14 protein-coding genes are annotated in these 17599 nt (G+C 74.8%); 7 read left to right on the top strand and 7 right to left on the bottom strand.

The window, feature by feature from the left end; genetic code table 11:
• The first annotated feature begins 199 nt into the window (after window positions 1-199).
• The 6 genes from I6A60_RS21045 to I6A60_RS43130 all read left to right on the top strand — a co-directional run bounded on the left by I6A60_RS21045 (window position 200) and on the right by I6A60_RS43130 (window position 9833).
• On the top strand, window positions 200-1513 hold the full coding sequence (locus I6A60_RS21045) for a ribonuclease D (RefSeq protein WP_203021349.1): 1314 nt from the start codon (window positions 200-202) through the stop codon (window positions 1511-1513).
• 93 nt (window positions 1514-1606) lie between these two features.
• Window positions 1607-2587, top strand: a complete 981-nt coding sequence (locus tag I6A60_RS21040; RefSeq protein WP_203021350.1) for a S1C family serine protease — start codon at window positions 1607-1609, stop codon at window positions 2585-2587.
• A gap of 317 nt (window positions 2588-2904) precedes the next feature.
• Window positions 2905-3600: a hypothetical protein gene (locus I6A60_RS21035; protein ID WP_203021351.1), complete on the top strand. Its 696-nt coding sequence runs from the start codon at window positions 2905-2907 to the stop codon at window positions 3598-3600.
• A 201-nt stretch (window positions 3601-3801) separates the two neighbouring features.
• Entirely contained in the window at window positions 3802-5004 is a 1203-nt protein-coding gene (locus tag I6A60_RS21030) for an acetyl-CoA C-acyltransferase (protein WP_203021352.1), read from the top strand.
• Window positions 5005-5051: 47 nt separating this feature from the next.
• Complete coding sequence (locus tag I6A60_RS21025; protein ID WP_203021353.1) at window positions 5052-7214, top strand: 3-hydroxyacyl-CoA dehydrogenase NAD-binding domain-containing protein; 2163 nt, start codon at window positions 5052-5054, stop codon at window positions 7212-7214.
• Window positions 7215-7511: 297 nt separating this feature from the next.
• Window positions 7512-9833: a helix-turn-helix transcriptional regulator gene (locus I6A60_RS43130; protein ID WP_305038812.1), complete on the top strand. Its 2322-nt coding sequence runs from the start codon at window positions 7512-7514 to the stop codon at window positions 9831-9833.
• A gap of 12 nt (window positions 9834-9845) precedes the next feature.
• Here the strand turns inward: I6A60_RS43130 and cas6 are convergent, their stop codons facing one another.
• The 7 genes from cas6 to I6A60_RS20985 form a co-directional block, all read right to left on the bottom strand.
• Window positions 9846-10676, bottom strand: a complete 831-nt coding sequence (gene cas6, locus I6A60_RS21015; RefSeq protein ID WP_203022758.1) for a CRISPR system precrRNA processing endoribonuclease RAMP protein Cas6 — start codon at window positions 10674-10676, stop codon at window positions 9846-9848.
• Window positions 10677-10968: 292 nt separating this feature from the next.
• Complete coding sequence (locus I6A60_RS21010) at window positions 10969-11364, bottom strand: DUF2267 domain-containing protein (protein ID WP_203022757.1); 396 nt, start codon at window positions 11362-11364, stop codon at window positions 10969-10971.
• Between the two features lie 127 nt (window positions 11365-11491).
• Window positions 11492-12580, bottom strand: coding sequence for a mycofactocin-associated electron transfer flavoprotein beta subunit (locus tag I6A60_RS21005; protein WP_203055673.1), 1089 nt, complete (start codon window positions 12578-12580; stop codon window positions 11492-11494).
• 4 nt (window positions 12581-12584) lie between these two features.
• Complete coding sequence (locus I6A60_RS21000; RefSeq protein ID WP_203022755.1) at window positions 12585-13028, bottom strand: ferredoxin family protein; 444 nt, start codon at window positions 13026-13028, stop codon at window positions 12585-12587.
• Window positions 13025-14377: an FAD-dependent oxidoreductase gene (locus tag I6A60_RS20995; RefSeq protein WP_238435893.1), complete on the bottom strand. Its 1353-nt coding sequence runs from the start codon at window positions 14375-14377 to the stop codon at window positions 13025-13027. Before I6A60_RS20995 ends, I6A60_RS21000 begins: the two co-directional genes overlap by 4 nt.
• A complete protein-coding gene (locus I6A60_RS20990) occupies window positions 14334-15491 on the bottom strand; it encodes a mycofactocin-associated electron transfer flavoprotein alpha subunit (RefSeq protein ID WP_238435892.1) in 1158 nt (385 codons plus the stop codon). Before I6A60_RS20990 ends, I6A60_RS20995 begins: the two co-directional genes overlap by 44 nt.
• Window positions 15492-15643: 152 nt before the next feature.
• Window positions 15644-16474 (bottom strand): FAD-dependent oxidoreductase, encoded by an 831-nt coding sequence (locus I6A60_RS20985; RefSeq protein WP_307873787.1) that lies wholly within the window; start codon window positions 16472-16474, stop codon window positions 15644-15646.
• Window positions 16475-17003: 529 nt separating this feature from the next.
• Here I6A60_RS20985 and I6A60_RS20980 point away from each other — a divergent pair.
• A complete protein-coding gene (locus I6A60_RS20980) occupies window positions 17004-17495 on the top strand; it encodes a hypothetical protein (RefSeq protein WP_203017687.1) in 492 nt (163 codons plus the stop codon).
• Window positions 17496-17599 lie beyond the last annotated feature (104 nt).

Raw genomic sequence — 17599 nt, 5'->3', positions numbered from 1 at the left:
GCGGCGAACAGCGCGAGCCGCGCACATATGGGCCGGACGTCGGTCACTCAGCCCGGTAGCCTCGCTACGAAGCGTATAAACGGTACGATTGATCCGCCGAGCGACCTGCCAACAGCGGCTTTCACACGTACCATCGCCGATCGTGACGTCGACGGTTCCGAACTCAACACAGCAGTTCAGCGGGGGTGGCAGACCAGACGTGACCGACGCGGCAGAGCCGGTGTCGCCCGCCGTCACCCCTCTCCTGGAACCGGTCGAGGGCACCCCACCCGTCATCACCGACGCTCGGGCGCTCGCTGACGTCGCCGAGCGGCTCGCCGCCGGCGACGGACCGGTCGCCTTCGACGCCGAGCGGGCGTCCGGGTACCGGTACAGCCAGCGCGCCTACCTGGTGCAGGTCCGTCGGCGTGGTTCCGGGACGGCGCTCATCGACCCGGTCGCGTTGCCCGACCTGAGCGTCATCCAGGACAAGGTCGGCGGCGTCGAGTGGGTGCTGCACGCCGCGAGCCAGGATCTGCCCTGCCTCGCCGAGCTGGGACTGCGCCCGGCCACCCTGTTCGACACCGAGCTCGCCGGCCGGCTGCTCGGCTACGAGCGGGTCGGCCTCGGGATGATGGTCGAGCGCGTGCTCGGCTTCGGCCTGGAGAAGGGGCACTCGGCGGCCGACTGGTCGACCCGGCCCCTGCCCGAGCCCTGGCTGCGCTACGCCGCGCTCGACGTCGAGCTGTTGGTCGAGCTGCGCGACGCGCTGGCCGTCGAGCTCGCGGAGACGGGCAAGCTCGACTTCGCCCATCAGGAGTTCGCGGCGATCGTCGCCGCCCCGCCCCGTGAGCCGCGGGCCGAGCCCTGGCGGCGGACCAGCGGTATCCACCGGGCCCGCAGCCGTCGGCAGCTGGCCGCCGTCCGCGCGATGTGGAACGCCCGGGACAAGATCGCGCGAACCCGGGACATCGCGCCCGGCCGGGTGCTGCCGGACAGCGCGATCATCGACGCCGTGCTGAACGCGCCTGCTGACGCGACCGAGCTGGTCAAGCTGCCGGTGTTCTCCGGGCCGAGGCTGCGCCGCAGCGCGAGCGTGTGGATGGGCGCGCTGGCGGAGGCGGCAGGGCTGCCCGACGGCGACCTCCCACCGGCGACCGCGTCCACCGGCGGCGACGGCCTGCCGCCGCCGAACCGGTGGGCCGAGCGCGACCCCATCGCGGCGGCGCGGCTGGCCCGGGTCCGGGCAAGCGTCAACGCGATCGCCACCAGGCATCACATGCCGGTCGAGAACCTGGTCGAGCCGGCGCTCACCCGCCGGGTGGCCTGGTCGCCGCCCGGCGACCCGACGCAGGAGACCGTCGCCGACGCGCTGCGTGCCGGGGGTGCCCGCGACTGGCAGGTCGGCCTCACCGCGGCCGCGATCGCCGGCGCCCTGCCCGAACCGGCACCGGCCGCCGTAGCCGCCCCCGGCGCCGCGGAGACGGAACCGGTCGCACCCGAGGAGAGCCGTCCAGCGGTCGACGCCCCCTGACGCTGCACTGCCCGCCTTTGTCCGACCCGTCACCGGATGTCCGCCGTCGGCGAACCCGGGCACGTTCCGTGGTCATCGTCGGTTGCTGGCGGCATGAGTGACGAGGCCCGGCCACAGCCATCCGACGGCACCCATGATGATCACCCGGACGACGACCCGTCCGAACCCCTCGACGCCTACTCCGCCGCGGTGGTGCACGTCGCCCGCACGGTGCTGCCGAGCGTCGCCAGCCTGCGGGTGCGCGGCCGGCGCGGAGCGGGCGCGGGCAGCGCGAGCGTCCTGGCGCCGGACGGCATCCTGCTGACCAGCGCGCACGTCGTGGAAGGCGCCCAGGTGGCCGAGGCGACCTTCGCCGACGGCGCGGAGGTCACCGCGGACGTGATCGGCCGCGACCCGCTCTCCGACCTGGCCGTGCTGCGGGCGCGGGGCGAGGTGCCACCGGCGGTCCCGCTGGGCGACGCCAGCCGGCTGCGCGTCGGGCAGCTGGTCGTGGCGCTGGGCAACCCGCTGGGCCTGGCGGGCAGCGTCACCGCCGGCATCGTCTCGGCGCTGGGCCGCTCGCTGCCGACGAAGGCCGGCCGGGTCGTCGACGAGGTGATCCAGACGGACGCGGCGCTCAACCCGGGCAACAGCGGCGGGGTGCTGGCGGACAGTCGCGGCAGGATGGTGGGGGTGAATACCGCGGTCGCCGGCGTCGGCCTGGGGCTCGCGGTCCCGATCAACGAGACGACCCGTGAGCTGATCGCCACGCTGCTGCGGCACGGCCGGGTCCGCCGCGCGTGGCTGGGGATCGCCGGCGGCCAGTCGCCTCTGCCGCCGCCGCTGGCCGCGAAGGTCGGGCGCCGGACCGGCCTGCGGGTCGCCCAGGTCGTCGAAGGCAGTCCCGCGGAAAGCGCCGGCCTGCGCCGCGGCGACATCGTGCTGACGGTGGACGGCCAGCAGATAGACACCAGCACCGCCGTCCAGCGCCTCATGGTCGAGCACGCGATCGGGCGCCGACTGGAGATCACGGTCTGGCGCAACGGCGCCCTCGTCGACGTCGTCGCCGTCCCCCGCGAGCTCACCGACGCCTGAGCCAGGCCAGCTCCTCGATCACCCCGGCGGGTGAGGTGTGCCGCCCAGCTGTCGGCACCCCCGTCGCGCGGCTGACCGATCGGTCGGGCGACCTCCGGGTCCGTCGAGCGACAGTCAGCGGTCTGACGAAGCCGGTTCCAGGCGCCCGTTTCCTCCCCCACAATGGCCGGCATGGATCGCGTCCACCCCGCGCCCACCTGGTCGCGGCGGCCACGATTACCTGCCCAGCACGCGCGGCACCGGCCGCGCCGTCTGACCACGCCGACAGCGCGCTGTTCTGGCTCGGGGGTCAGCGCAGTGAGCCGTCGGAGGACGACATGAGCGAGTACGGACAGCCGACCCCGCCGGGAGACGGCGGCGCGGCGGCCTGGCCCGGCGCCCCCGTCCAGCCGGGATACGCCGGCCAGCCCGGCTACGGCTACCCGGGCGGAGCGACCCCCGGCGGCTTCGGGGGCCCCGGGTACAGCGCCCCCGGATACCCGCCGGCCCCCGGATACCCGCCGGCGCCGGGATACCCGCCAGCGCCCGGGTACACAGGGGCGCCCGGGACCGCCCAGCCCGGCTACGGCGCCTATCCGGGAGTCGCGCCGGGCGGGCCTGCGCCCAAGAAGCGGCGGCGCTGGGTGCTGCCGGTCGTGCTCGGGGTCGTGCTGGTGCTCGGTGGCTGCGGGGCCGGGATCGCCGCGCTCATCCACTCCGCCACCGGGCCGACGAAGGTCGTCAGTGGCTACCTGGGTGACGTGCGCGCCGGCCGTTATCAGCAGGCCTACGGCAGGCTCTGCGGGCCGCTACGCAACCAGGGCAGCCCCGAGGCCTTCGCCACCGCCATGAAGCAGCAGGACGCGTCCGAGGGACCGATCACGAAGTTCCGGACCATCGGTTACTGGGTCAGCTCCGGCAACGGCACCACGAGCCGGGAGGTGACGGTGGCTCTGACCAGGGGCGGACGAACCCAGAACCGCGACTACCAGGTCAGCAAGGACGGCAAGAACTACTGCCTGCTGTCGACCTGACCCCGCCCGCCTGTGCCCGACCCCGCCGCGGCCGGGCACCGATGCGGACCCGGCATGGAAACGACGTAGCGGACGTTACCTACTCATCGGTAACTCTGTCGTAGGCTGGCGGTGTGGCCGCCGACCGGTGGTCCGGGCCGCAACTGGGCCCGGTCGCCGCGGTAGCGCGCCGACCAGCCGTTCCTCGCCGGGGAGGACCCTGTGTTCAAGGCATCCCGCGGTGCCGTCCGCGACGTCGTTTTCGTCGACGGGGTACGCACACCGTTCGGCAAGGCCAAGGGCGTGTACGCCGAGACCCGGGCCGATGACCTGGTCGTCCGGGTCATCCGCGAGCTGCTGCGACGTAACCCGTCGCTGCCGCCCGACCGGGTCGACGACGTCGCCATCGCCGCCACCACCCAGATCGGCGACCAGGGCCTGACCATCGGCCGGGTCGCCGGCATCCTGGCCGGGCTGCCCGAGTCGGTGCCCGGCTACGCGATCGACCGGATGTGCGCCGGCGCGGTCACGGCCGTCACCACCACCGCGTCCGCGATCGGCATTGGCGCGTACGACATCGCCATCGCCGGCGGCGTCGAGCACATGGGCCGCCATCCGATGGGCGAGGGCGTCGACCCGAACCCCCGGTTCGTCTCCGAGAAGCTCGTCGACCCGTCCGCGCTGGTCATGGGCATGACCGCCGAGAACGTGCACGACCGTTACCCGGCGATCTCCAAGGCGCGAGCCGACGCCTACGCCGTCCGCTCCCAGGAGAAGGTGGCGAAGGCTTACGCGGACGGCAGGATCCAGCCCGACCTCGTCCCCGTCGCCGCCCGGCACGCCGAGTCCGGCTGGGAGTACGTGACGGTCGACGAGCCGCCGCGCCCGGGCACGACCGTCGAGGGCCTGGCCGGGCTGAAGACGCCGTTCCGCCCGCACGGCAAGGTCACCGCCGGCAACTCCGCCGGGATCAACGACGGCGCCACCGGTTGCATCCTGGCGGCCGGCGAGGTCGCCGACGAGCTGGGCCTGACCAAGAAGATGTCGCTGGTCGGCTTCGGGTTCGCGGGGGTGGCGCCGGAGGTGATGGGCGTCGGCCCGATCCCGTCGACGGAGAAGGCGCTCGCCCGCACCGGCCTGACCATCGACGACATCGGCCTGTTCGAGCTGAACGAGGCGTTCGCCGTGCAGGTGCTGGCGTTCCTCGACCACTTCGGGATCGACGACGACGACCCGCGGGTCAACCCCTTCGGCGGCGCGATCGCGCTGGGCCACCCGCTGGCCAGCTCCGGGGTACGGCTGATGACCCAGCTCGCCCGGGAGTTCGAGGAGCACCCCGAGGTCCGCTACGGCATGACCGCGATGTGCGTCGGCTTCGGGATGGGCGCCACCACGATCTGGGAGAACCCCCACCATGGCGCGTAGAACCGTTTCCTCCGTCTGACGGCCTGACCACGTAGAGGAGCCACCGCATGGGCGCGAACGTCGCGCTGGACTTCCCGGACGAGGTCGTCACGCACGCCTACGTCCGCTACGCACAGCTTCCCGGAGTCGACGGCCCGGTTGCCCTGATCACCCTGGACAACGGGCACGACCACACCCGGCCGAACACCTTCGGCCCCGCCGGGCTGCGCGAGCTGCTCGCCGCGGTCGACGAGATCGAGGCGCACACCCCGGCGGTCGCCGCCGTCGCGGTGACCGGCAAGCCGTTCATCTTCTGCGTCGGCGCCGACCTGTCGTTCCGCTCCTCGATCACCGACCCGGACGAGATCCGCCCGGCGATCGAGGCCCTGGGCGAGCTCGGCCACGCGGCGCTGCGCCGGGTCGGCGAGGGCCGGCTGAACGGCCGCAAGGTGCCGACGTTCGCGCTGGTCAACGGCGCGGCGCTGGGCGGCGGCCTGGAGCTGGCGCTGCACTGCGACTACCGGGCGTTCTCCGCCGGAATCCCGGTGCTGGCGCTGCCGGAGGTGTTCCTCGGGCTGGTACCGGGCTGGGGCGGCACCCAGCTGCTCCCGAACCTGGTCGGCGCCGAGAAGGCCGTCCGGATCGCGGTCGAGAACCCGTTGAACACCAACCGGACCCTCAAGGGCCCGCAGGCCGCGAAGCTGGGCCTCGCCGACATCCTGCTGGAGCCGGCCGACTTCCTGGAGGAGGCGCTCGGCTGGGTTGGCCGGGTGCTGCGCGGTGAGCTGAACCCAGTCGCCAGCCGGCCCGCGGTCGAGCGCGGCGCCGCCTGGGCGGACGCGCTGGCCCGGGGCCGGGCGCTCGCGGACGCGAAGCTGCACGGCGCCGCGCCGGCGGCCTATCTGGCACTCGACCTCATGGCGCTGGCCGAGACGGCCGACCGCGACGCCGGCTACGCCGCCGAGACGGCGGCGCTGGCCGACCTTTCGGTCTCCGACGAGCTCGCCGCCGGCCTCTACGCCTTCGACCTGACCCAGAAGCGGGCCCGCAAGCCCGTCGGCGGGCCCGACTCGAAGCTGGCCCGGCCGGTGACGAAGGTCGGCGTCGTCGGCGCAGGCCTGATGGCCGGCCAGCTCGCGCTGCTGTTCGCCCAGCGCCTGGAGGTGCCGGTGGTGCTCACCGACCTCGACAAGGCCCGGCTGGACAAGGGCGTCACCTATGTCCACGGCGAGATCGACAACCTGCTGCTGCGTGGCCGGGTCTCACCCGACAAGGCCAACCGCCTGAAGGCGCTGGTCACCGGCTCACTGACCAAGGACGCGTTCGCCGACGCCGACCTCGTGATCGAGGCCGTCTTCGAGGACCTGAAGGTCAAGCAGACGGTGCTCGCCGAACTCGAGGCGGTCGTGCGCCCGGACGCCCTGCTGCTGACGAACACCTCGGCGCTGTCGGTGACCGAGATGGCGTCCGGCCTGGCGCACCCGGAGCGGGTCGCCGGGCTGCACTTCTTCAACCCGGTGGCCGTGCTGCCGCTGGTCGAGGTGGTCCGGGCCGCGCGCACGGACGACGCCTCCGTCGCCACGACACTGGCGGTCGCGAAGAAGCTCGGCAAGAACGCCGTGCTGGTGAAGGACGCCCCGGCGTTCGTCGTGAACCGTCTGCTGACCCGCTTCCTCGGCGAGGTCCTCGGCGCGATCGAGGCCGGCACCCCGGTCGCCGAGGCGGACGCGGCGCTGGACTCGCTCGGCCTGCCGATGTCGCCGCTGACACTGCTCGCCCTGGTCGGCCCCGCGGTCGCGCTGCACGTCGCCGAGACGCTGCACGAGGCCTGGCCGGACCGGTTCCGCTCCCCAGCCGGGCTCGCCCGGGTGGTCGCCGCCGGCAAGACCAGCATCTACACCACGGGGCCCGACGGCACCCCGATCGTCGACGAGGAGGCCGCCGCGCTCGCCCGCGCGGGCACCGGCGACGGTGCCGGCGCGGGATCCGGGGTCGCCCCGAGCAGCGCCGAGGTGCGGGACAACGCGCTGTCGGCGCTCGCCCGGGAGATCCGGCTGCTGCTCGACGAGGGGGTCGTCGCCGAGGCCGCCGACGTGGACCTCTGCATGATCCTCGGCGCAGGCTGGCCGTTCCACCTTGGCGGGATCACGCCATACCTGGACCGCACCGGGATCAGCGACCGGGTCACCGGCGCCCGCTTCACCCCTCCGGGCGTCGCCACCGTCCGCTGAGACCGGGCGACAACAGCGGCCCTGGCGGGATCTTCCGCCAGGGCCGCTGTTGTGGTGTCGTCAACCCGGCACCCGTCTGGGCCGCACCAGCCTCGGCATCGACGGGCTGTGACGCAGCCGGCCGGCTACCGTGGGACACGCCCGGGACCCCGGGCCGCCAGCCTGGCATGAGCCGGCGACCGCCGGGCGGAGGGCGTACGCCGCGAAAGGCCATCCCCGCACAGCCAGTCACTTCGCACGCGGACCAGCGGCCGGGCGGTGGAGTAGGACATCGCGGGACCGGGCCAGAATGGGCTCATGACCGATCAGACGACGTCGTCTCGACGGGTCCTCCCAGTGCGTACCGTGGCGCGGGTCGACACCGCCACGGGCGGCGCACCGCGCGGCGGCGGCCTAGCGGGTGACGCACCCGCGAACGGCGCCGGGGGGGCCCCGCGGGGGGCCCGCGGGGGGGGGGGGGGCCGGGGGGGGGGGCCCCCCCCCGCCGGGGGGGGGGGGGCCGCGGCGGCCGGCGGCCAGCGGGTTGCCCACCGGCTGCTCGCCGCCGTCGCCGGGCTCTCGGACGAGCAGGTGTGGGAGGCGCTGCGGGCCGCCGTCGCCGCCGGGGTGCTGCTGGTCGACCAGGACGCGGGCGGGTACGCGTTCCGGCACGCGCTGACCCGTGACGCCCTGCACGACGACGGGCTGCCGGGCGAGGGAAAGCACCTGCACCGCCGCTACGCGCAGGCGGTCGAGGCTGACCCGTGCCTGGTCGGCGGCCCGGCGCAGGCCGCGGCGACGGTGGCCTACCACTGGTATTCGGCCCACGATCATGTCCGGGCCCTGCCCGCGCTGCTGCACGCGGCTGAGGCGGCGGAATGCTCCTACGCCTACGCGGAGGCGCTGCGCCACTACGAACGGGCGATGGCGAGCTGGGACGAGGTCGCGGATCCGGGCGCGCTGACCGGCAAGGACCGCCTCGCCATTCTGGAGGCCGCGATCCTGGCCGCCAGGACGGCAGGCGAGCTGCGTCGCGAGGACGAGCTGTTGGCCAGGGCGCGAGTCGAGGCCAGCCGGTTCGGCGACCCGGTGCGGCTCGCGCTGGTGTTGACCGAGCAGAGCAGGCTGCAGCGCAAGCTGGGCCGCTCCGACGGCGTGTCCGAGGCGCAGGAGGCCGTCCGGCTGGTGCCGGCGCAGCCGCCGACGCCGGCACGCGCCGCGGTGCTCGTCGCCCTGGGCAAGGCGTTCTCGTCGGTCCCGCGGCGGGCCGCCGGCCAGGCCGCGATGGACGAGGCGCTCGCGGTCGCCCGCGCGACAGGGGCCCGCCGGGCCGAGGCGTCGGCGCTGCTGAGCTCGGACTGCCTGGCCCCGGTCTGGGGCGAGCCGATCGACGTGCGTCGCGGCCGGGAGATCGCCGTCGAGCTGGGTGCCGATGATCTGATCCTCGCGAGCTACACCCATGAGTCCGACACCTGGCTGGGCGCCTGGCGGTTCGACGAGGCGATCCTCGTCGGGCAGGAGGGCCTGCGGCTGGCCCGGCGGCTCGGCCAGGAACGGGCCAGCATGATCATCGCTGGCAACGTGGTGGAGGCCATGATCGGCGCCGGCCGCTGGGCCGAGGCCGAGCGGATGCTGGCCCAGCTCGCGGAGCTGGTGCCGGTCGGCATCAACGCGATGTTCCTCAGCGAGCTGCGCGGCGAGGTCGCGCTGGTCCGGGACCGCCTTGACGAGGCCGCGACGGCGCTGGCCACGGCCGACAGCCTGCGCGCCAAGAGGTTCGTCGACAGCCAGTACGTGTTGCCGTCGGCCCGGCTGTGGGCGGAGCTGGAGCTGCGCCGCGGCGATCCGGGCGCGGTGGCCGACCGGGTGCTCGAGACGCTGGCGCACTTCGACCTGCCGGACGTGGTCCGCTACGTCGCGCCGCTGCTGGCCGCCGGGATGGCGGCGGCCGCCGAGGCCGCGGTCGTGGCCCGGGTCCGGCGCGACGCCGAGGGTCTGCGCCGGGCGCTGGACGGTGCCGGGCGGCTCGCGGCGGTGGCCGCCGAGCTGCCGTTCGAGCGGTACCCCAGTGGTGAGGCCTTCCGGGCGATGGTCGCCGGCGAGCTGGCCAGGGCGCAGGGCGGCGCGGATCCGGGCGCCTGGGCGAGCGCGGCGAAGGCCTGGGGCGCGCTCGGCGTCACCTACCAGCGCGCCTGCGCGCTGCGTGGCCTGGCCGAGTCGCTGCTGGCCGTCGGCGACCGGGCCGCCGCCGCTGCCGAGCTGCGCGCCGCCGCGGCGATCGCCGACGAGTTGGGCGCCCACCTGTTGCGCCGGGAGCTCGGCGAGCTCGCCGTCGCGGCCCGGGTCGTGCTGTCGGGCCCCGGCGAGCCGGTCGACGGGCTGACCGGCGGCGACGCCGAGACCTGCGCCGCGGACGGGCCGCCGCTCGGCCTGACCGCCCGGGAGCTGGAGGTGCTGCGGCTCGTCGCGGCGGGCAGCTCGAACCCGCAGATCGCCTCGGCGCTGTTCATCAGCCGCAAGACGGCGAGCACGCACGTCTCGAACATCCTCGGCAAGCTCGGCGTCGCGACCCGCGGCGAGGCGGCCGCGGTCGCCCATCGCCTGCACCTGTTCGACCGGGCCGGCAGCAACGCGCCGTGACGCCTGGACGGGTCAGGTCAGTGGAGAGGTGGCCAGCCGGGGTGGGCGCGTCGAGGTGAGAGTTCCCGCGTGGCGTGGACCGGCCGACGCGGCCGCGGTTACCGGGCGCCGTGGGACGGGCACGTCGACGATGTCGACGTCGACGGCGCCGAACCCGTAGGCGGTCCTGGCGCCGATTCCCGCGTAGGCGGCGAACCGGGTGAGCGCGGTGAACATCGTGGCGCTGTAGTCCGAGGTGGCGGCCAGCAGCCGCAGATCGGCCTGGCCGACGAAGCCGGTCTGGCGCAGCCCGTGGCCCAGCTCGACGTCGGCGCTCGCGCCCCACATCCCGTCGAGGTAGACCGCGTCGACGAGCGCACTGGCGTCGTCGGCACCGATCCGCAGCGGGCCGGGCGCGTAGCTGTTCCACCGGGCCAGCAGGCCACGGATCATCAGTGCCGGGTCGGGCAGCGGCAGGTCGCGACCGTCCAGGGCGAAGAAGGTCGGGGTGGTCATCGTCAGCCGGACGTGGCGGGCCGGGGTGCCCTGCGCGAGCTCGGCATAGGACCGGCGGTGCAGCTCGGCGGCCAGCACGGTCCGGGCCCGGGAGCCGAACCGGACCTCGGCCGGCGGCCAGCCCGGTGGCGGGGCGTCGTCATCCAGCCAGCCCAGCCGCCAGGACGCCACGGGCACGCGGGCGTCCTCGACGACGACGGGCACGACGGCGCCTACGCTGAACGGCCGGGCCTGGGTGGGCGCCTCGCCGACGCCCGGCTCGCAGATCGCGCTGGCCGCGCCGAGCAGCCAGCGTGGGGCGACGTCCGGAATGGCACCAGCCAACCGGAGCACAAGCATCGACGGCATCCGAAGCCTCCGCCATCGGTCCCGCACGGTCGGCGACCAGTCTTCTACGATCCGTCGCCCCGCAGGCGGGGAGCGTAGCCGACCACGTCACCGACGCGGTAGCTGGGGTCGCCGTGGCACGACGTCGAAACCGGTTTTCAAGGGAGAACGACTGTTTTGCGCCCGACCGTCCCGTCCCCGACCCGTTCGTCCGAATACGCGGCTGGCGGCCCCAAAGAAATGCTATCGGCGGAAATTTAACCCGCGACGACGGGACCGTTACGTCGGTCCGACGACGACCGCTCGGACGCCCTCAGTAGTGGATCACAGGCTCGCGGCTGAGCAGGTCGGCGTAGTCGCCCGGGAGCTGGCCCGCGACGTCCTCGAACTCCGCCGGCGAGACGCTGGCCTTCAGCGCCGCCACGACCGCGCGGGCGTGACGGCGGGCCTTGGGCGCCGTGCACGAGTCACCCTCGATCGAGGCGACCCGCCGGTAGAACTCGTTCACGTCGAACCGCTCGCCGGCGCCGACCGGTGGGAGCGCCTCGGCGAACGCGGCGGGTAGCTGGGCGGCGAGGTCCCGGGTCTCGCCGCCGGAGAGCCGTTCCCCGAGGACCGTGAGGGTGGCTCGGGCCGCCGTCTCGGCCTGCCCCGCCGACGCGAAGCCGCCGGTCACGCGGATCGCGGACACAAGCTCGTCCTGCTTCATGCTGGGGCCGCCTCTCGGGTCGAGAACCTGGCCCCGCGTCTCCAGGCCCGGAGCCGACAACTCCGGGTCATCCCCGTCGCGCCTGGGACAAAACCCCAGGCCACGGCAGTGTCGGTCGGTCAGGAGGTCAGTCGGTCAGGTAGCCGGCGCGGGTGAGGTAGGCCAGCAGGGCGTCGGCGGCCTCGGCCGCACTGGCCGGCCCGACGATCATGGGAGGTTCGTGGGCGACGAGCGCGCCGGTCAGCGCGAGCAGCCGGTCCCGGGGCGTCGCGCCGGCCGGTGGCGGGACCACCCGGGTACGCGGGCGATAGGCGCGGACCGACTCGACCCGGACCGCGCCGGCCAGGTCCGCGGCGCCGGCCGGTTCGACGACCGGGACCGCGGCGTCGCCGGTGGCGAGCAGCGCCGGCAGCGACGCGCGGCGCAGCCGGACGCCGGCCGCCTCGGCCGAGCACACCGCCGGCGTCGGGATCCGCAGCCGCTCCCGGCGCCCCCCGTCGAGCCGGCGCTCACCGAGCAGCCGGCGCTCGCCGACCTGCTGGGCGTCGCCGACCTCGCGGGGCTCGCCGACCGGCTGGGGTTCGACGCGCAGGTCGACGAGGCCGAGCGCCTGCGCGGCACCGAGAGCGTCGGCCAGCTGCGCGGGCAGCGCGCCGGTGCCGCGGTCGGGGGAGTGGTCGCCGCAGAGGACCAGGGCCGGCTCGCCGACCGCGCGAATCGCGTCCACCAGTGCCACGGCCAGCGCGCGGGTGTCGCCGGCGACGTCCGCGAGGTACTGGGAGGCCGGGCCGAACGGCTCGGGGTCGCGCTGGTCAGGGATGTCGTGGCCGTGCCCCGGGCCGCCGTGGGCCGCGGGCTCGGCGGGCGGCCAGGCGACCCGCAGCGGCCGGGCGCCGAGTGCCGAGGCGGCGCGCAGCGGTCCGTCGACGATCGGCGGCCCTGCGGCCAGCGCGAGCACCCGGCCCGACCAGGCCTCGGCGATGGTCAGCGCCCGCTCCAGCGCCGCCTCGTCGGCGGCCGAGAGGCCCACCCCGTGCGCGGACTGGGTCAGCGCGCCGGTCAGCGGGTCGACCTGCGGCCGCAGGTCGGCCACCCGCAGGCAGACCGCGACGAGCGGCCCACCCGAGGTGTCGTCGGGGGCCGGCGGCGCGGCCCGCGGGACCGGGCTGCTGGAGGACGGGGTGACGGGGGACGGTCCGTTCGTGTGCACGCTCATGCCCTCAGCCCTGGCGGAAGACGACGCCGTGGCCGCCGTCGGGATAGGTCCAGGTGATCGCGCCCTCGCCGTTGCAGACCTGGTAGCAGGTGCCGCACTCGAAGCACTGCTCGTAGTTGAACAGGATGCCGCCGTCGGAGGTCGGGGCGAACAGGTCCGCCGGGCAGGCCGTGACGCAGGCCCTGGTGGTGCACGACCGGCAGACGTCGGAGTCGACGACGATGTGTGCCCGTTCGCCGACCCGGAAGTCGACCGTCGCCATGCGATCGTCGAACGCCAGCTCGCCATACCGCTCGCCCGCCGCCGTTGACGCCGTCGCGGCGGGTGGCATCGCGGCTGTCGGGGCCAGGGGTGTCGGTGCCGGGACGGCCAAAGCCGTGTCCGGGGCCGCCGTGGGGCTGGCGCCTACGCCGGCCGCCGAGGCCTTGCGGAAGCCGAAGCGGCTCAACGGAACACCTTTCCGATCTTCACACCGTCGCTGGCGAGCTCGCGCAGGGTGACGCCGTTGCGCTTGGCCGCGCGGCGCAGCAGGGCGAGCGCGCCCGGCTTCGGCTCCGGGTTCGTGACCGTGAACAGGCTCTCGACCAGGTCGGCCATCAGGCCCGGGTAGCGGCGCTGGATCCGCTCCGAGAGGATGATCTCCGGCGCGCCGCGCAGCCGCTTGTGGTCGGCCAGGACGAACTGCTTCTCCAGCTCGGCGCGGTAGGCGCCGAGCCGCTTCTTCGACGCGTCGCCCGCCGCGGCCGCCTCGGCGGCGACCCGGCCCGCGACCAGCCCGGAGCCGAGGGCGAAGTTCACGCCCTCCAGCCAGATCCCGGCGGCCAGCGTCATCCCGGCCGCGTCGCCGGCGATGAGCAGCCCGTCGGCGGCGAGCGGCGGCATGTGGTCGTAGCCGCCCTCCGGGATCAGGTGGGCCGCGTACTCCTTCACCGTCGCGCCGCGCAGGTAGGGCGCGATCGCCGGGTGGCCCTTCAGGTCGGCGATGATCTCCTCAGGCCGCACCTTCGCGGCGGCGAGCCCCGGCAGGGCGAGCACCGCGCCGATGGCGACCGTGTCGCTGTTCGTGTAGAGGAAGCCGCCGCCCGGGATGCCCCGGGTGTTGCCGAGCATCTCGATGTCGAGGCCCTCGGAGCCGCGCAGGCCGAACCGTTCGTCGATCACCTCGCGCCCCAGCGACAGGACCTCCTTGACGCCCAGCGTGAGGTGCTTCGGCTCGGCTTTCGGCAGCAGGCCGAGCTCCTTGGCCAGGAAGGAGTTGACGCCGTCCGCCGCGATGACGACCTTGGCCCGCAGCTCGCCGTCGGCGCGGTCGGTGCGCACGCCGACGACCCGCCCGGTGGCGTCGCGCAGCAGCCCGGTCGCGACCGTCGACGTCACCAGCCGGGCCCCAGCCGCGGTCGCCTTGCCGGCCAGCCAGCTGTCGAAGTCGGCCCGGTAGGCGGTCATGCCGTTGTAGGGCGGTCCGGCCCAGGCCTGGGTGCGGAAGTCGACGGTCAGCGCCTGGGTCTCGGTGAGGATCATCGTCGAGCGGCGGACCACCCAGCGCTCGACCGGCACCTCCTCCCACCAGTTCGGCAGCACCTCGTCGAGGATCCGGCCGTAGATGACCCCGCCGTAGACGTTCTTCGAGCCGGGGAACGGGCCGCGCTCCAGCAGCACCACCGACGCGCCCGCGCGGGCCGCCGTCAGCGCCGCCGCCGCGCCGGCCGGCCCAGCGCCGACGACGATCACGTCGACGTCGGGCGCCTTCTCGTCAGACACTCGTGGCCTCCCCACGCGGTTCGGGCACGGCGGCATCTCCGCCGGTCGGGAGAGGGACGCCGGCCGGGAGGGGGACGCCGAGCCGGCGGGCGAGCTCGACCAGCAGGCCGCCCGCGTCGGTGACGAGGCCGAGGTCGGCCATCGACGTCATCGGGCAGCTCGGGTCGGTGTTGATCGACACGACGTGGCCGGGCGCGCCCAGCCCGCCGGTGTGCTGGCTCGCGCCGGAGACCCCGAACGCGAGGTACAGCTCCGGGTCGAGGGTGACGCCGGTGGTGCCGATCTGCCGGTCGTAGCTCATCCAGCCGGCGTCGGTGACCACCCGGGTCGCCCCGGCCGAGGCCCCGAGCGCCGCCGCGACGCCCGCGAGCAGCTCGAACGCCGCCGCCGGCGCGACCGCCGCGAGCGCGCCGGTCCGGGCGACCAGCCCGGCGCCGCCGCCGAGCACCCGGCGCGCCTCGCCGAGGTCCATCGTCGCCGGGTCCGGCTCCAGCACCTCCAGGACCTCGACGTCGACCAGCGCGGCCGGTGGGGCCGGCAACGCGATGGCGGTGGGCCCGCCGTCCGGTTGGGCCGGGATCGCGGCGGCGACCGGATCGGTGGGCACGCCGTGCACGGACCGCGCGCCGGGCAGCAGGGTGGCGACCGCGGGCGCCGCGCAGGTCGCCGTGACGAGCAGCCGCCCGTCGACCCGGGACAGCTCGGCGACGATCTCGCCGTCGGCGCCGAGCCGCGCCGCGCCCGCGCCGGCCAGCAGGGGGACGTCGAGGGCGGCGGCGAGCCGCGGCGCGAGGTCACGCCCGTCGGCGGAGGCGGGCAGCACCACGAGGTCCGCGTTCGCGAGTACCGGTGCCAGCGACGCGGCGAGCGCTCCTGCGCGCAGCCCCGGACCGGTGTCGGCCCACCAGACCTCGGTCGCCGGTCCGCCGCCGGTCGCCCGGTGTAGCGCCTCGGCAGCCTCGCCGGCTCCGGAGCCGATGACGAGTACCCGCCCGCCGGCCTCCGCCGCGGCCTCGGGGCCGCCCGGCGGCACCGCGCCGCCGCGGGCCACGACCAGCGCGACGGTCCCGGCGATGGCGGGCGGGACCGCGTCGCCTGTCGCCAGCGAGGGGATCTCCGCCGGATCGGCGAGGTCGGTCTCGTGGATCATCTCAGTCATTGTGCCCTCGCTCACAATGCCTCTAGTTCGCTCCGTCGCTTCACTCATCGCTCCCCCGCTCGTCGCATCCGCGCCGAACGGGGACCCCTGCTCGCGGCCGTCCTCGTGCCTCGGACGACCACTCCGCTCGCTCACTCCTGCGCTCACAGGCTCACCGCCGCGCGCTGGCCCTCGACGACAGCCGCGTGCGCGCGGCGGGGCGAGAGGCAGTCGCCGACCCGCTGGAGGGTGAAGGGCAGGTCGTCGGCCGCGCGCAGCGCCTTGTAAAGGCCGTCCTCGGCGCGCTGGTGCACCGCGCAGACCACCCAGTCCACCTCCCGCGTCTGGTCGGTGCCGGTCGGGTGGTGCTGCAGGTTCAGCACGACGCCCGCGCTGTGCTCGGCCGGCGCCGCGCCCATCGGCACCAGGTCGGTGGCCTGGGTGACGCCACGGGCGGCGGCCTTGACGTTCCACTGCTCCATGTCGAGGGTGACGCCCAGGTCCTGGCCGACGACCATGCCGTTGGTGATCACCTCGACCTGGCAGCCCCGGTCGGCGAGCAGCTCGGCGACCGAGGTGGCCTGGTGGAAGCCCAGCTCGTCGATGACGACGACCTTCCCGCTCGGCGCCGCGCGGCCTTCCAGGACATCGCGGACGTCGACGACCCGGTGGTCCGGGCCCGACCCGGCCGCGCCGGCCCACCAGGGCGCGTTCGGCGCCGCCCCGGTCGCGAGGATCACCGCGTCCGGCTTCTCGGCGAGCAGTAGGTCCGCGTCGACGTCGGTGGACAGCTTCACGTCGACGCCGACCCGCTGCGCGTGGGCGATCAGGTTGCGGACGATGTCGAGGAACTCGGCCCGGCTCGGCACGCTGGCCGCGAGCTGGACCTGCCCGCCGAGCCGGTCGGAGCGCTCGAACAGGGTGACGTGATGGCCCCGCTGGGCCGCGCTGACCGCGGCCTGCAGGCCGCCCGGCCCGCCGCCGACGACGAACACCCGCTGGCCGCGCCGGCGCGGGTCTGCGCGCGGCGGGCCTGCCCCGTGGCGGCTCCCGCCGGGCCCGATTCGTTCCCGTCGGCCCGCGACGCGCACCGCGCGCCGGATCGCGTCGCCTCGGTTCCAGGCCCACGAAAACCGCTCCCTCCCCCTGCCCCCGACGCCCGGATGCTACGGCCGCCGACGCCGTTTCCCGGCCTGTCGCCGCCGTATCCGGGCGCGGTTTGGGCGGGCCGGGAAAAACGGTCACCGAGCCCACGGGCGGCTTACCGGGCCAATTCCGTGGTGCTGGTTTCCGGAAATACGCAGAAGGAGTCGGGAAAACGGCCGCCGCCGAAGCACAGAGAACGGGCGGACATCCCACCGGCACGGGCATTTGCCGCCAGCAGCCGCTGACCGGGGCGTGTGCCCGCCCGCGCCATCACCGCAGGTCCGAGGCCGACGCGGGCTGCGCTGGATTCCGCCGTCGAGTGGCTATGTTGTCGCTCGCAGCAATCACGCAGTCACTAACTCTGGGAGAGGGGACCTGATGAAGGGACTGGGACGGAGTGCCGCCCTGGTGGGACTGTCCGGTATCGCCGGCATGGTTCTCACGTTCGGCGTCGGCGTCGGCGCCGCGCACGCTGACACGGCGTCCGGCGACAAGTCGGGCAACGGCATTCTCGATGACAAGAACGGCAAGGACGATGGCGGCCTGTTCCCGAACGGGATCCTGAACGACAAGAACAACTGCAACAAGGACGGCAAGGATGGTAAGGACGGGAAGGACGGCGGCGGCCTGTTCCCGAACGGCATCCTCGGCGACAAGGACAAGGACAGGAACAACTGCGTCGTCGGCGGCGTGGGCGTCGGTGTCGTCGGCGTGGGTGGCGCGGGCGGTGGCGCCGGCGGTGGCGTCGCGGCGGGTGGCGGCGGCATGGCCGACCCCAGCACCGCCCTCCCGCTGGCCGGTGCCGGCCTCGGTGCCGTGCTGCTGACCGTCGGTCTCGCCAGCCGTCGTCGCCAGCAAGGCGCGCTCTGACCCGTGGGCCTGACGGTCGGACTCGCATCGAGGTCCGACCACCGGCATCGAGGCGGCTCACCCGCCTCGTGCCGGGCTGGCCTGGCGCCTCCCCGCAGATCCGC

This window comes from Frankia sp. AgB1.9 (genome assembly GCF_016786355.1).
Lineage (GTDB): Bacteria > Actinomycetota > Actinomycetes > Frankiales > Frankiaceae > Pseudofrankia.
The sequence above is the reverse complement of the archived record's forward strand: the minus strand, read 5'-3'. Positions and strand labels throughout refer to the sequence as shown.

What these genes read in the sequence shown, in the direction of transcription:
- I6A60_RS21040 (WP_203021350.1), top strand. Translation starts at nt 1,607, where the DNA reads ATGAGTGACGAGGCCCGGCCACAGCCATCCGACGGCACCCATGATGAT.
- I6A60_RS21035 (WP_203021351.1), top strand. Translation starts at nt 2,905, where the DNA reads ATGAGCGAGTACGGACAGCCGACCCCGCCGGGAGACGGCGGCGCGGCG.
- I6A60_RS21025 (WP_203021353.1), top strand. Translation starts at nt 5,052, where the DNA reads ATGGGCGCGAACGTCGCGCTGGACTTCCCGGACGAGGTCGTCACGCAC.
- I6A60_RS43130 (WP_305038812.1), top strand. Translation starts at nt 7,512, where the DNA reads ATGACCGATCAGACGACGTCGTCTCGACGGGTCCTCCCAGTGCGTACC.
- cas6 (WP_203022758.1), bottom strand. Translation starts at nt 10,676, where the DNA reads ATGCCGTCGATGCTTGTGCTCCGGTTGGCTGGTGCCATTCCGGACGTC.
- I6A60_RS21010 (WP_203022757.1), bottom strand. Translation starts at nt 11,364, where the DNA reads ATGAAGCAGGACGAGCTTGTGTCCGCGATCCGCGTGACCGGCGGCTTC.
- I6A60_RS21005 (WP_203055673.1), bottom strand. Translation starts at nt 12,580, where the DNA reads ATGAGCGTGCACACGAACGGACCGTCCCCCGTCACCCCGTCCTCCAGC.
- I6A60_RS20995 (WP_238435893.1), bottom strand. Translation starts at nt 14,377, where the DNA reads ATGCCGCCGTGCCCGAACCGCGTGGGGAGGCCACGAGTGTCTGACGAG.
- I6A60_RS20990 (WP_238435892.1), bottom strand. Translation starts at nt 15,491, where the DNA reads ATGATCCACGAGACCGACCTCGCCGATCCGGCGGAGATCCCCTCGCTG.
- I6A60_RS20980 (WP_203017687.1), top strand. Translation starts at nt 17,004, where the DNA reads ATGAAGGGACTGGGACGGAGTGCCGCCCTGGTGGGACTGTCCGGTATC.